At 40.3% G+C, this 13,947-nt stretch carries 13 protein-coding genes; 11 read left to right on the top strand and 2 right to left on the bottom strand.

Features of this window, described 5'->3' with window-relative positions:
- Nucleotides 1-105: 105 nt before the first annotated feature.
- The 5 genes from ADU23_RS27045 (at nt 106) to ADU23_RS27025 (ending at nt 5,837) form a co-directional block, all read left to right on the top strand.
- Nucleotides 106-1,284, top strand: coding sequence for an acyl-CoA dehydrogenase family protein (locus tag ADU23_RS27045; protein WP_053376601.1), 1,179 nt, complete (start codon nt 106-108; stop codon nt 1,282-1,284).
- Nucleotides 1,285-1,331: 47 nt separating this feature from the next.
- Nucleotides 1,332-2,597, top strand: coding sequence for an ABC transporter substrate-binding protein (locus tag ADU23_RS27040; RefSeq protein ID WP_053376600.1), 1,266 nt, complete (start codon nt 1,332-1,334; stop codon nt 2,595-2,597).
- Nucleotides 2,598-2,682: 85 nt separating this feature from the next.
- Nucleotides 2,683-3,552, top strand: a complete 870-nt coding sequence (locus ADU23_RS27035; RefSeq protein ID WP_053376599.1) for a carbohydrate ABC transporter permease — start codon at nt 2,683-2,685, stop codon at nt 3,550-3,552.
- A 5-nt stretch (nt 3,553-3,557) separates the two neighbouring features.
- Nucleotides 3,558-4,403 carry a carbohydrate ABC transporter permease gene (locus ADU23_RS27030; RefSeq protein ID WP_053376598.1) on the top strand — a complete coding sequence of 282 codons (846 nt, stop codon included), beginning with the start codon at nt 3,558-3,560 and terminating at the stop codon, nt 4,401-4,403.
- Between the two features lie 33 nt (nt 4,404-4,436).
- Nucleotides 4,437-5,837: a Sapep family Mn(2+)-dependent dipeptidase gene (locus tag ADU23_RS27025; RefSeq protein ID WP_053376597.1), complete on the top strand. Its 1,401-nt coding sequence runs from the start codon at nt 4,437-4,439 to the stop codon at nt 5,835-5,837.
- A 475-nt stretch (nt 5,838-6,312) separates the two neighbouring features.
- On the opposite strand, the gene ADU23_RS32440 is transcribed toward ADU23_RS27025, so the two are convergent.
- Entirely contained in the window at nt 6,313-6,636 is a 324-nt protein-coding gene (locus ADU23_RS32440; protein WP_269433175.1) for a DDE-type integrase/transposase/recombinase, read from the bottom strand.
- Complete coding sequence (locus ADU23_RS34385; RefSeq protein WP_176707681.1) at nt 6,540-6,827, bottom strand: transposase; 288 nt, start codon at nt 6,825-6,827, stop codon at nt 6,540-6,542. Before ADU23_RS34385 ends, ADU23_RS32440 begins: the two co-directional genes overlap by 97 nt.
- On the opposite strand from ADU23_RS34385, the gene ADU23_RS33345 reads away from it, so the two are divergent.
- The 6 genes from ADU23_RS33345 (at nt 6,729) to ADU23_RS26990 (ending at nt 13,924) form a co-directional block, all read left to right on the top strand.
- Nucleotides 6,729-7,031 carry a hypothetical protein gene (locus ADU23_RS33345; protein WP_053376595.1) on the top strand — a complete coding sequence of 101 codons (303 nt, stop codon included), beginning with the start codon at nt 6,729-6,731 and terminating at the stop codon, nt 7,029-7,031. The genes ADU23_RS34385 and ADU23_RS33345 overlap by 99 nt on opposite strands.
- A gap of 462 nt (nt 7,032-7,493) precedes the next feature.
- On the top strand, nt 7,494-9,236 hold the full coding sequence (locus ADU23_RS27010; protein WP_053376594.1) for a sensor histidine kinase: 1,743 nt from the start codon (nt 7,494-7,496) through the stop codon (nt 9,234-9,236).
- Nucleotides 9,237-9,241: 5 nt separating this feature from the next.
- Complete coding sequence (locus ADU23_RS27005; protein ID WP_053376593.1) at nt 9,242-10,834, top strand: response regulator transcription factor; 1,593 nt, start codon at nt 9,242-9,244, stop codon at nt 10,832-10,834.
- Between the two features lie 74 nt (nt 10,835-10,908).
- Nucleotides 10,909-12,186, top strand: coding sequence for an extracellular solute-binding protein (locus ADU23_RS27000; protein WP_053376592.1), 1,278 nt, complete (start codon nt 10,909-10,911; stop codon nt 12,184-12,186).
- A gap of 29 nt (nt 12,187-12,215) precedes the next feature.
- Nucleotides 12,216-13,094 (top strand): carbohydrate ABC transporter permease, encoded by an 879-nt coding sequence (locus tag ADU23_RS26995; RefSeq protein WP_053376591.1) that lies wholly within the window; start codon nt 12,216-12,218, stop codon nt 13,092-13,094.
- A complete protein-coding gene (locus ADU23_RS26990; RefSeq protein ID WP_053376590.1) occupies nt 13,094-13,924 on the top strand; it encodes a carbohydrate ABC transporter permease in 831 nt (276 codons plus the stop codon). Before ADU23_RS26995 ends, ADU23_RS26990 begins: the two co-directional genes overlap by 1 nt.
- The last annotated feature ends 23 nt before the right edge of the window (nt 13,925-13,947 follow it).

Below are 13,947 nucleotides of genomic sequence, written 5' to 3'. Positions count from 1 at the left end.
TTTTTTACAATAAAAAACTCGGTTTTTTTATATTCAATTAGCATCAAAATACGTTTATCATAAAACAAAGTAAACCAATAAGATTTATGAGAGAGGCAGTTGTTAATGGTGACATACTCTGATCCTTCAGATCGTTTTATACGAAATGAGCGGGAAGCGAAAATTGCGGCGAGAGCAGATCAGCTGGCAAAGATATTTGCAGGTCGAGCTCCTAAGCATGATCTTGAAGGAACATTTCCTTTTGAGAATTTTAATGAGTTACGAAAGAGCAGATACACTGCTCTTACCGTCCCAAAGCAATACGGAGGAGAGGAAGCGTCGATTTACGAACTAGTTCTATCTCAAGAGCGACTGGCAAGAGGAGACGGCTCCACTGCACTAGCAATCGGTTGGCATATTGGTTTATTGAAGCAGCTTCATCTATCAGGTGCAATGCCAGATGACCTGTTTAGTGAGTTATGTTATGAGATTGTACATGATGGGCTAGTGTTGAATGAATTGGTAAGTGAGCGAGCAATGGGCAGTCCAACTCGTGGCGGAAAGCCTGAAACGAAAGCAGTTAAAGTGGAGGGCGGCTGGTTGATAACGGGTCAAAAATCTTACTGCACGTTAAGTCCGATTCTCGAAAAGTTTATTATTGCGGCTACGATGTCAGATAGCGATACTGTAGGGTCATTTCTTATGGAAGCTGGCGATGGCGTGAAGGTGCTTGAGACATGGAACACGATGGGGATGCGTTCTACAGGCAGTCACGATGTTGTAATGAAAGAGGTATTTGTACCGGACAGATATCTGATTCGTAGTAAAGCAAGTGATCAGCTACGTAAGCCTGTTCCAACAGACGGTAATATGCTTCATATTCCTGCATGTTATCTTGGAATTGCACATGGAGCTCGAGATCTAGCCGTTTCATTTGCAGCTAAACACCAGCCTAATTCATTACATGTACCAATTGCTGAGCTGCCCAATATTAAGTCTCTAATCGGAGAAATTGAACTTGATTTAATTACAGCAAGAACCTTCCTTTATGATACTGCAGATCGTTGGGATAAGGAAAAGGATAATCGTGAAAATTTGAAGATTGAGCTAGGTGTTTCAAAGCATCTTGTTACCAATGCAGCACTACGTGTTGTTGATCGCGCGATGAGAATTGTAGGGGGCCTTAGCCTCTCCAAAGATTTTCCGCTTGAGCGTATGTATCGTGATGTTCGTGCAGGGCTTCATAATCCGCCAATGGACGATGTTGTCATAACGAATTTAGCCAATCGTGCATTAGGAAAGTAAAGCTCTATATGGAGTCCATAAAAAAGAAGTAGTTAGGGGAGAAAGAGATGAGAAGAAGTGTGAAGTTATCAGTTATAGCTATGTTATTAGTGTCCATAATGCTGACGGCATGCAGTAAGGAAAATGCACCAGCTAACGGAAATTCAGGTAAGAGCGATAGTATTAAAATCGAGTTTTTCCAGCAGCAGGGTGAGGAAGCGATTCAAAACGCCTATCGCGAAATTATTGCTGATTTTACAAAGGAATACCCGAACATTTTAATTGATATGAATACAGTACCTGATCCAGTTAAAGTGTTAACGTCTCGTTTTGCAACGAACGATATTCCACCATTATTCACTGATTTCCCTACACAGCTTCAATTTAAGGAAAAAGTGAAAAATGGATACATCGAAAACTTAAGCGATCAACCCTTTATCAAGGACATTAACAAAAAGTATTTGGACATGACAGCAGCAGATGACGGTGGATACTACTCTCTACCATACGCTCGAAATTATATGGCTGTATATTATAATATCGATCTATTTGAGCAAAATGGAGTGAAAATCCCAACAACGTATACTGAGTTTATCGAAGTATGCAAAGTATTCGAAAGCAAAGGCATTACACCGTTATATCTTCCACTGAAGGATGTAGGTCATATCTTCCAGGCAACCAACATTGCATTTGCACCTGGTGGTGTTGAGGAAATGGTTAAAGTGGCTAAGGGTGAAGGACAAGTTGAGGGAAATCCTGCATTCTTGGAATTTGCTAAAAAACTTAAAGAGCTAACAGAATATGCGAATAAGGATGCGTTTGGTGTGAGTGCTCAAATGATGCAGGAAGCATTTGCTAATGGGCAAGCTGCTATGATCATTTCTGGCTCTTACGGTCGTGGAAATATTAAGCTTGCTAATCCTAATTTGAAATTCGGTGCGTTCCCACTTCCAAATGATACGGCAGATACAACGACAGCTCTATCGGGTGTTAATGCCTCCCTGTCAATCTCTGCGAAAGCAAAGCCTGAGGAAAAAGAAGCTGCACTTACGTTCTTGAAATATCTTGCTAAACCAGAAGTTGCTCAGAAGTGGTCTGATTTATCTGGCGAACCTTCCATTATTAGCGGGACAACGTATGGCGATCAATATTTGCAGCCTTTACTAGACTTTATCGACAACGGTAATGTTCATGATTGGATGTCTTCGAAGATTCCAAGTGCGATCGTAACGGAATTATATAGTACAACTCAAGGCTATCTCATTAATAACGAGACGCCTGAGCAATACCTGAAGAACATTGATGAGACCATTAAGCTGAACGCCGTTAAGTAAATTCAATAGCATTGATCTGGACGACAATTTGAGCATATCAAGTTGTCGTTCAGTCTTTTTAACTACGAGATAAGGAAGGTATAGCATGATAAGCAAAGTACTAGAACGCTCAACTTATTTCTTATTCACTCTTCCTGCTGTCATTCTGTATACACTATTTTTTACTTATGCAGTGATTATAGGTATTCAATATAGCTTTACAGATTGGAATGGGATTAGTTCTAGCTATAATTATGTTGGTTTTAGTAACTATGTAGAACTATGGAATAATCCTAACTTTAAGCAATCCTTAATCGTCACTGGGAAGTATGCGATTATGCTTGTAGCAGGAGTAATGATTCTATCTTTAATTTTAGCTTTAAGCTTAAACTCCCTTAGGAAATTTAAAACATTCACAAAGTCTGTTTATTTTTTGCCGGCTATGATTAGTGCGGTAACCATTTCATTAATATGGGATCAGCTATTTTTTAGAGTTGTTCCACCCCTTGGCGAGGCCTTAGACATTGCCGCGCTGTATCAGAGTCCTATAGCTCATCCTAAATATGCATTGATTGCTGTTGCAATCGTCAATATCTGGCAAGCTGTCGCTTTGCCAACCCTTATTTTTATTGCGGGATTGCAATCTGTTCCTGCCGAACTGTACGAAGCGGGACGAATGGATGGAGCAAGCACCTTTAATCGTTTTCGTTACATTACATTCCCGTATCTAATGCCTACAATTACTGTAAATATGGTGCTTGCAATTAAATCAGGAATTACATCCTTTGACTATGCCTATACCTTGACTGGTGGCGGTCCAGTGAAATCTACCAATTTAATTGGAATTATGATTTATAACGATGCTTTTCAAAACTTAAGGTTTGCTATGGCTAATGCCGAATCGGTTATTTTGTTTATTATTATTGCTCTGTTGTCATTCTTACAAATAAAAATATCACGTAAAGGTGGTATCTAATAAATATGAATTTATTGATACGACAAGAAGGGTTTGGCTGGCGCATTCTCCGTAATATCATTTTGCTAATTGGAATCATCATTATTTTGGGGCCGATGTATCTGGTCATAATCAACTCTTTCAAGACATTGGAGGAGGCAGGCAGGGGCTTTTTCAGTTTTCCTCGAGCATTGAATTTTTCCAATTACGCAGAATTACTCTCTAAAGGGAACTATTGGAGATATGTATGGAATACTGCCTTTATTACAATCGGATCTATCATTATGCTTCTTATTATTAACCCTACCGTTTCCTATGCGATTGCTCGTAATCGTCATAAGAAATATTACAACTCTATATATGTTTATATACTGTTAGGATTATTTGTACCCTTTCAAGTGATTATGCTTCCTTTAACGAAAATAATGACCAATCTAAACCTACTAAATCCGATTGGGCTTATTTTGTTATATGGTGCTCTTAGCTTAACAAGAGGGGTATTTCTACTCGTAAACTATATTGAAGGAATGCCAACCGAAATTGAAGAGGCGGCAAGAATTGATGGCTGCAGCACCTTTCAAATTTATCATATTATTGTGTTACGTTTAATTATGCCGATGCTAGTTACGCTCGTCATTATGGATGCATTATGGTTCTGGAATGATTTTATGCTTCCACTTCTAATTTTGAATAAATCGAAGGAATTTTGGACTTTACCCTTATTTCAATATAACTTCAAGACCGAATATTCCTTTAATTATACAATGGCCTTCACTTCGTATTTAATGGCGATGCTGCCTATCATTGTGTTATATGCAGCCGGTCAGAAGTACATTATCGCTGGGCTAACAGAAGGTGCAATTAAAGGATAACGATCAAGCTACGCCAGGATAGGGGGGAAGTTAATGAGAGGTTTAGTTAATGAAACACAGATTGAACAATGGATTGAGAGGCACAAGACCGAGCTATTAGAAGATATTGCTGGATTAGTAGGTATTCCAAGCGTGGCCATTTATGATCCATCCTCTTCGTATCCGTTCGGGGAAAAATGTGCGGAGGCTATTCAGTATATATTAGATTTAGGTCAACGCTATGGATTGCAAACGTTCAATAGGGAATATTATTGTGCAGAAATTAGTATGGGAGATGAGACAAAGCGGTCTGTAGGCATTTGGGGACATATCGATGTTGTTCCTGCAGGAGAGGGCTGGATCTACCCACCTTTTTCTTGTACACATAAGGACAGCTTTCTCATAGGCAGAGGTGTACAAGATAATAAAGGTGGAGTAATTGCTGTTCTCTATGCACTTAGATTTATTAAGGAGCTGGGTATTCCCTTAAACTATCAAATTCAGCATATTATTGGTAGTGGTGAGGAAATAGGTATGTTTGATGCTGCCTATTATCGTAAGCATTATGATGCTCCTGACTTTAATATTGTGGCTGATAGCGGATTTCCGGTTTGTTATGGAGAGAAGGGAATGCTCTCTGTTACTTTAAGCTGTGATATTACTGATTGCTCAATCCTTCGCATACAGGGGGGAGTGGCTTCTAATAGTGTGCCTGGTTATGCTGAGCTTATTGTTCGACGTGATGAAGCAGCGGTCGCCAAGCTAAGTCTCCTGCCTTCTCATATTCAGTATAGTCAGACGGAAGAAGAGATTACTTTATTTGCAGTCGGCAAGTCTGGACATGCTGCATTTCCTGAAGGGACAAGCAATGCGATTGCGATCCTTTTTGAGCCATTGTTGAACAGTGCATGGTTTGAGGGGTCTACCCACAAGCAACTTGAGAAGATTTATAATATTTGCAAGAATTATGATGGACGGGCATTAGGGATACAGTGTGAGGATGAGTTATCTGGAGCTTTAACATGTGTCGGGACTTTGTTAGATGGACGGGATGGAAGGCTGGCGTTAGAGCTAAATATCCGATATCCTATCCAACAGTCATCCAAGGTGGCGCTGCAGCAGTTGCAGGAAAGTGGCTTTACAGTGACTAATGTTCATGACAGTCAGCCAAATTATTATAATCCCGATACGCCAGAGGTAAAATGTCTAATGCAAGTTTTTCAAGTCGTAACAGGAGAGCAAGTGAAGCCATTTGTAATGGGTGGAGGTACTTATGCCAGAAAGCTGCCTCATGCGGTAGGCTATGGCCCTGGCTTGACGACTGATCTGTCATCGCTTGATTTGCCTCCTGGTCATGGTCAAATTCACGGTCCAGATGAGGTGCAGTCGATTCCTAATCTGATAACTGCATTAAAGATTTACATTGTAGCACTATTAGAGCTAAATGAGCTGTAAAAAGTGAATATTCAATATTGTTGACAAGGTAGCTCTTGCGGTATTCATAAAAGCCCAGCGCCTTGGGTTAAGGTGAGTTTTCCGAAAGTAACGGTTCAGGACAATGTTCGTCTACAACATCAGCTGCTTACCGAGTGCGTCAGAATTAACAAGCTGTCTCTAGTTACCGGTTGGTCACTTTGGGCTCTCCAAACTTGGCCCATAAATCTGTATTTTTCGAAGGGGTAAATGCGTCGTTGGATGCAGACCATGCTCATCGTCATCGTCATCACAAACGCAATCGTACGATCGAGCGCGTGAAGCAATGTGGAAAGAAGGCAATTATAGCGCCTTGCATGACTATACTAACTCTTCTGCTTGGGATGCTTAATATCACAAAAACTTGTTGACAGACATCATTGTAGAAATGGCAGAGAATATTAAAGGCTACCTGAACAGTGATAAAGAAGAAACGTATATGCTTGACGTTGGAATGCTACATATACTCGGCGATCAGGGAGTAGTTCCATTGGCTGGAGAAGGAAGGCTTCAAGGTGGAAAAATGAAGTAGCACGGCACCAACCTGTGGTAGCATGTCGTGGTAAGCATGAGACGTGTACTGGCTTCCTTGATCGCTGTGAACGATCAGTCCAGTCACGTCTTTATGCTTTTCAAATGCCCTTCTAAACATCTCCAAGACAAACGGATTGTCCTTGTGACGGCTCAATTGATAGATGAAGATTCCATTGTTCCACAGATCCTTGATGACAGACAAATAGAACCGCTCATCCAATACGCGGTATTGTGTAACATCCGTAATCCACTTTTGATTAAGGCCATCAGCCTTGAAGTTTTGTTGCAGCTTATTCTCTGAATCCCGCCATCAGAAACCGCGGCCTCATAGCTGGTTCGATGAATATATTTACGACGTTTAATCTCTCTAATGCCGAGCTCATACATGAGGCGTTGAACATTCTTGTGATTGACTTTAAGGTTGTATTGACGATACAACTCGTCTTGTATGCGACGATAATGGAGCAATCAGTTTATGTATTTGAAAGAAAAGAAAATAATCGAAGACAGCTCACGGAGCAGGATCTATTAGCGCTGAATGAGCTCAAGAAGCTCATTCAGATCATGACGCTAGAAGAAGCTTGTCTGCGTGTTATCCAGTTTATTCCGAAAGGAAAGGCTAAGGGACAGGCAAGCAGATGAAGAAGTTTTGGAACAATTACTTGCACGGCTGCTAAAGCATCCTCCGATTTAACATTTTTTCACTTAACTTCATGTTCTCTCTACCATCCTTTTTAAGGTGATTTCACTATTAACCACTACAAGCGTTTATTGGTATTTTTTTGGTTACTTTACGAATCACTCAGCCAATTCCACCGGAAAATAATCCAATGATAGAAGCAATGATATTATAACAAATAAAATAAACAATACTGTTCCCACTTAGTACAAAATATAGTATGATCCTACCACGATTTTCAATTGGGTAGGAATAATGCCTTCTAGCAAATTGAATATCGTCAAATTAACAAAATGACAGGCTAGGGGGACGTGGACTGTTGTTCTGATTGTTGTGAATGGACAACACAGTCACCTCTCTTGCAAAAGTATTTGTTATAATTATCGCCAGTCAACAAGAATTATCGATAAGGATGTGGTATACCCATGATTCGAAAAAGCCTATACATGAAAATCAGCTGCTTGCTGCTGCTTACTGCTGCCATTCCTTTTCTAATATCGAACACGATTACGTATTTCTCGACCGCTCGAGCGCTTGAGGACAATATGATTCATACAAACCTGAGTCTGATGCAGCAGGGGGTGGAGCATACGATAAGTTATATGAATGAGCTCGAAGCGTTATCTTTACAATGGTATTTCGATAAGGCGTTATTTCAATTGCTGGAGAAAAAGTCATTGAATTATGAAGAAACGACCTATTTGGAAAATAAGATGATTTCTTTATTGTATAGTCGTGAGGAGCTACAGGCGATTTCTTACTATAGCAATCAAAACGGTATGAATTACAAGAGGACGAAGGAGCCCATTGACGGCAAATATATGGAGAAGCAGGCGATGGTTGAGGAGAAGCTGCGTGAGCGTTTTTTATTCATTGAAACTGCAAGTGTCGGAGACGAGGTTGTTTTATATGTTCATCGTAAGTTAGTTGATATGCCTAAGGGAGAGATTCTCGGTTACTTAACACTCGAATTTTCCTATGAGCAGTTAGAGCTAATTCAGTCGAGGCTGCTAGATCAATCAAATGAGCAACTATATGTCTTGTACAATCAAGCAGATGAATTCACAGTTTTATATCAAACCGCTAAGCATGAAAGGGGAGCTAAGCTTGATAAGGCATTAGAACCTGCTCTTTCTCAAGAAAAAACGACCGGTTACAGGCATATCGAACTTCAGAAAATAAAAGGGTTGTCTCTTTCTATTCATAGTGAGGAGGAAGGCAAGTCGTACATCATGATAAAATTTATTCCAAAGAAAAACATTACGGCTCGTGCTCAGGAGTCATTATATATGATTTTAGTTGTCCAATTTGTCACATTACTCCTGATTATTTTGCTTGCTATGGTGGTATCCTATTCGATTATCTCTCCTATTCGAGGCCTAATCCGGAATATAGGTAGGGTTGAAAAAGGAATCTTTAAGATCGACAACTTTAAAGCAAGAGAAGATGAAATCGGACTCTTAGAAAAGCGTTTTCAGGTCATGGTACTTGCGCTAAAAGATTTGATTTTAAAACAATATAAACATCGTATAGAGTTGACCACGTCACAATTAAAGGTTTTGCAAGCCCAGATTAATCCTCACTTTCTAAATAATATACTGCAAACAATTGGTACCTATGCCTTGAAGCAAGGTGTTCCTCAAATACAAGAACGAATAAGCGAATTAGGAGCAATCCTTCGCTACAGTATGGATATGCGTGAGGAGATCGTAGAGTTTGAGAAGGAAATTGCACATATTCAGGATTATTTATCGTTACAAAAAAGTAGATATCAAGATCGGCTGTATTATTTTATCGAATCGTCTGAAGACACTCGCCACATTAAGGTTCCTAAAATGATTCTTCAGCCGCTCGTAGAAAATTGTATTGTTCATGGTATTGAAGAAGAATTAGGGACTGGATTCATTCATGTTTCATCTGTTAGGTATGACCATTTCTTGATTATTAAGATAATCGACAGCGGTAAAGGGATTGAGGCAATGCAAATTAGCAAAATTCATCAACAGCATAGTAGAAATCAAGTACACAGTGAAGAAGAAGGCATTGGACTGATGAATGTTTTAAATAGGCTGAGTTTGGCATACGGTGAACATTTTACATGGAGCATGACCAGTGTGCCTTATGTAGAGACGATGATTGAGCTTCGCATTCCATTAGATCGAGGGTGAAATTTTTGAAAGCAGTTATTGTAGACGATGAACAGGCTGTCCGTGATGGAATTAATTTACTTATAGAGTGGGAGAAGTTTGGCATTACAGAACGGTTCGTAGTAGGCGATGCACAAACCGCTCTTCAAATTGTAAGTCGAGAAAATCCAGCCGTTATATTTTCTGATATGAGAATGCCAGGAGTAGACGGAATCGAGTTGCTTCAGAGACTAAGAATGACTAATCGTCACACACAGGTGATTGTCGTTAGCGGATTTGATGAATACAGCTATATGAAAGCTGCGATCCAAGCTAAAGGAGTAGACTACATTCTTAAGCCTTTACGCAAATCCGAGTTAGAGTCCAGCCTTGGGAAAGCGGTGAAACAATGGCGAGAAGAGCAAGGTTTGTCCTATTCAGCCATTGATAATCTGTACAAGCTCAAATCGGCGAATACCATTCTTCATGAACGCAAAATGGTTTCTTTCCTCCAAGGTGAACTCAGCTATTCCAAGCAGATCAAAGACCTATTCCCCCTTCCATATATTAGCGATGTATGTGTACTGCTCATAAAAAATGGACAAGACATTTTGAGACGGAGATTTGATGGAGACGTCTCGTTGATGGACTTTGCGATTAGAAATATTGTAAGAGACACTGTACTGCCTGTGCATCAGATGATACTTCTGCGACTAAAGACAGACCAGTGGGCGATGTTAAGTTTAAGTGAATCCGATGTTATGCACAGTGCAGGTATAAAAGAGCCTAACCATAAGAAAATCCAGAGTGTAGTTCAGTCCCTTCGCGAGACAATAGAAATAGAAGTGCTATATGGCTTTAGCAGTTCAACTGCTCATGTGTCTCAAGGGGCCCAACTCATGAGGGAAGCGCATCGTTCTCTTCTGGCCTGTAACATATTCCAAACCTATGGAACGCAGCAGCATTCTTTACAAACATCTAAAAATGAGACATTTTTACTAGCTGCACAGTTTGAACGTTTAAGCAGAATGATTGAATCTGGGAATAAAAGGGAAGTCTCGGCATTCATCCATGACTTTGTGCAAAATAACATGCGTAGCGGACGAATGTCGTTAAGCGAATTGCAAGGGTATACGTTGGAAGCGAATCTGTTCCTACGCCGGACAGCAGATCAATATCAACTGCAAGAAACTGAGCGTTTGGACGTAGAAATACCTTTATGGATCAGTGATTTGCAGCAATGGGAAGAATGGTTTATCCATAAACTCTGGGATTTGCAGGAGCGTTTGAGCGGGGAGGAGCAGGGAGATCTGTTTGAAGAAATAAAAAAATATATACAGACTCACTACCATAAGCCTCTTTCATTGAAAGAGCTTGCGGACCGTTTCTATTTGAGTCCGCCATACATTTCACGAAGATTTAAGGAGGTATATGGCAGTACCTTTATTCAATTTATAACAGAAATGCGAATTATGAGAGCAAAGTCGCTGTTAATGCATACTTCTCTGCCTATTGTTAAAATTGCCCAGCTGGTCGGTTATGATGATGAAGCGTATTTTAGCAAAGTATTTAAAAAGGATTCAAGCCTCTCTCCAAAACAATTTCGTAACTTGGATAAAGATAAGAATGTACAAGTGTGAAGTAGAAAAATTCCATGTTATCCCTCTGTTTGGCAGGGTAGTATGAAGAAGCATATAAAACGAGGAGGGGTTATATGAACAAACGGTTTCTAGCTGTTCTTGTATTTTGTATTGTAATGGTATCAGGTTGCTCATCAGAAACAACAGATGGAAAGGATTTGAGCAGCGGTAAAGGTAACAAAAGTTCCTCAGATGAGAAGGTAACGATCAAAATTTTGCAATACAAGGTGGAGTTGACCGAGCAAGTAAAGCAGATGGCGGAAGACTATATGAAGGAGCATCCAAATGTAATTGTTGAGGCGCAGGTTTCTCAAGATTTCGAGACACTTCGAAAGACAAGATTTGCTTCTGGGGAAGGGCCGGATATCTTCTTTGTCAAAGCTTTTTCAGATGTGAAGGATTGGAAGGAGCACCTGGTTGATTTGTCGGAAGAGCCTTGGATGAATGATGTTGTAAAAGAGGCGATCCCGGGTATGACGATAGAAAATCGCCAATATGGTTTCCCAACCAATCTTGCTGGCTATGGGTATATCTACAATAAAGATTTATTCGAAAAGGCTGGTATTACCAAGCTACCGGCCACACAGACCGAACTAAAAGAAGTGAATGAAAAGCTAAGGGCTGCAGGAATTCAATCCTTCTCCGAAGGTTATAAAGACGGTTGGCTGTTAGGCTATCATCTGCTAAACCTACCGTTTGCGGCAATGGACGATCCGGAGTCATATATTAAAGAAATCGAAGCAGGTACAGCTAAGATTAAAGATAATCCATTTATCGGGCATTATTTTGACTTAATTGATATGGCTCTGAAATATGGAGATGGAAAAAAAACACTTGGCATTGATTACAATACACAAGTTATTCATTTTGCATCGGGCAAGACGGCTATGATGCAGCAAGGCTTGTGGGCGTTGGAACCAATTATGAAAGCGGATTCAAAAATAAATATCGGTATGTTTCCGATTCCAATCAGTAATAATCCGTCAGATGCAAAGATGCCAGTAGCCGTCCCGTCCTATTACGCAATCAACAAGGCTTCCAAGCACGTAGATGAAGCCAAGAAGTTTCTAATCTGGCTGCACGAGAATGGGCAAAAGTATATTGTTGATTCGTTCAAAATGCTGCCCGCATTTGAATCTATAAACGGAATTGAGAAGCTGGGAGCTTTAGCGCAAGATATAATGCTTTACACATCAGAAGGACGTACGATGCCTTGGGCAATGAGCTTATGGCCAGCCGGGTCTGACAAGGAATTTGCATCACCTGTTCAAGCCTACGTAGCAGGTGAGAATACGAGAGAGCAAACCATTGACCAAATTCAAAGCATCTATGATCAAAAGGTGAAAAGATAGGCACTGCCGGCTAGGGAGGTGAGAATGATTTGACATACAAAAACTTTAAAAACGGTTCAATCTACGCCTTGTTTGTACTACCAACCCTTCTTTTCTTTACGATGATCAATGTGGTGCCGTTTATTCAAGCGATCATTTTTTCCTTCCAAGATTGGAATGGAATTAGCTCCGATATCCGTTGGGTTGGGCTATCGAATTATTTGTCCTTGCTGGATGACACAAGGTTTTTGACCTCTAGCTGGCTGACAGTAAAATTTGTAGCGACAAGCACAATTCTTGTCAATCTAGCCGGATTAATGCTGGCGTTAATATTGAATACTACACTAAAAACGAGAACACTTCTGCGCGCCCTATTTTTTATGCCACAAGTGATAGGTTCACTTATCATTGGATTTGTTTGGCAATTTATATTTGTTCAAGTTTTTGCTCAGCTAGCCGATTTAACAAATTGGCCGCTATTCGAATTGAATTGGCTTAGTACGCCTAGCTATGCTTTTGCCTCGATTATTCTGGTGTATATGTGGCAGTCATCCGGCTACTTTATGGTGATCTATTTGGCCGCTCTTCAAGGGGTTCCGCATGATATTCTAGAATCCGCGTCCATAGACGGTGCAAATTGGTGGAGGAAAATTTGGTATATTGTTTTTCCTCTAATTCGTCCTGCAATGACCATCTGTATCTTTTTGGCTATTTCGGGCGCATTCAAGATGTTTGACCTCAATCTGGCTCTAACCCGTGGAGGACCTTTCAACTCAACTGAGTTGCTCCCGCTGCATATTTATCAAGTGGCGTTTTTTAACAATAATTATACACTTGGAACAACAAAAGCCGTCGTATTTTTCTTTATCCTGGTCACAATTACCTTGATTCAAGTAAGTATCATGAAACGCAGGGAGGTGGAAATGTGATGAGAAAGATCTACAACTGGAGAACGTTTAGTCTAGAAGCGGTTGTCGTGTTATTCGCTCTTCTATTTGCATTTCCCCTTTATCTGACGGTAATCAATGCATTTAAATCCTATGATCAGGTTGTATTGGCAACGATTTCTTTGCCGCAGAAGCTGGATTTATCCAATTTTATGACAGTCTGGAAACAAATAAAATTTCCAACTGCGTTTATGAACTCGCTCATCATCACGGTATGCAGTGTATCAGGGATATTATTATTCAGCTCCATGACTGCGTATAAGCTAGTGCGTTCGCCTGGTTGGTTAAGCAGTGTGATCTTCTTCACCGTATTATCGGCGATGATTGTGCCTTTCCAAACGATGATGATCCCGTTAGTTAAGGTAGCGAAGGATATGCATTTAATTAACAGCATCCCAGGCATTATTGCCGTTTACTTAGGGTTTGGCACCTCCATGGCCTTGTTCTTGTTCCATGGATTTATTAAGGGGATTCCGCTTGAACTAGAGGATTCTGCTAAGATAGACGGCTGTAGCCCGATCGGCGTGTTTTTTCGTATTGTTTTCCCATTGCTCACGCCCATTACGGTTAGTGTCGCGATTTTGAAGACACTGCAAATATGGAATGATTTCTTGTTGCCATTATTGATGCTAAGCGGAAAAAATAATCAAACGATTCCATTAAGCTATTTTATTTACTTTGGTGAATACGTCAATCAGTGGCATCTTGCGCTGGCTGCAGTTGTGCTTTCAGTATTACCGGTTCTGATCTTATATTTATTTTCGCAAAAATACATCATTCAGGGGATTATGGCTGGTGCCATAAAGGGGTAACTTCTCAAATAGAGCAGGAGGAA

It is taken from the genome of Paenibacillus sp. FJAT-27812 (genome assembly GCF_001273905.1).
Classification (GTDB): Bacteria; Bacillota; Bacilli; order Paenibacillales; family Paenibacillaceae; genus Pristimantibacillus.
The sequence above is the reverse complement of the archived record's forward strand: the minus strand, read 5'-3'. Positions and strand labels throughout refer to the sequence as shown.

Coding starts and splice junctions, on each gene's coding strand:
- ADU23_RS27040 (WP_053376600.1), top strand. CDS start 1,332: ATGAGAAGAAGTGTGAAGTTATCAGTTATAGCTATGTTATTAGTGTCC.
- ADU23_RS27010 (WP_053376594.1), top strand. CDS start 7,494: ATGATTCGAAAAAGCCTATACATGAAAATCAGCTGCTTGCTGCTGCTT.
- ADU23_RS27025 (WP_053376597.1), top strand. CDS start 4,437: ATGAGAGGTTTAGTTAATGAAACACAGATTGAACAATGGATTGAGAGG.
- ADU23_RS27035 (WP_053376599.1), top strand. CDS start 2,683: ATGATAAGCAAAGTACTAGAACGCTCAACTTATTTCTTATTCACTCTT.
- ADU23_RS27000 (WP_053376592.1), top strand. CDS start 10,909: ATGAACAAACGGTTTCTAGCTGTTCTTGTATTTTGTATTGTAATGGTA.
- ADU23_RS27045 (WP_053376601.1), top strand. CDS start 106: ATGGTGACATACTCTGATCCTTCAGATCGTTTTATACGAAATGAGCGG.
- ADU23_RS27030 (WP_053376598.1), top strand. CDS start 3,558: ATGAATTTATTGATACGACAAGAAGGGTTTGGCTGGCGCATTCTCCGT.
- ADU23_RS33345 (WP_053376595.1), top strand. CDS start 6,729: ATGAATATATTTACGACGTTTAATCTCTCTAATGCCGAGCTCATACAT.
- ADU23_RS26990 (WP_053376590.1), top strand. CDS start 13,094: ATGAGAAAGATCTACAACTGGAGAACGTTTAGTCTAGAAGCGGTTGTC.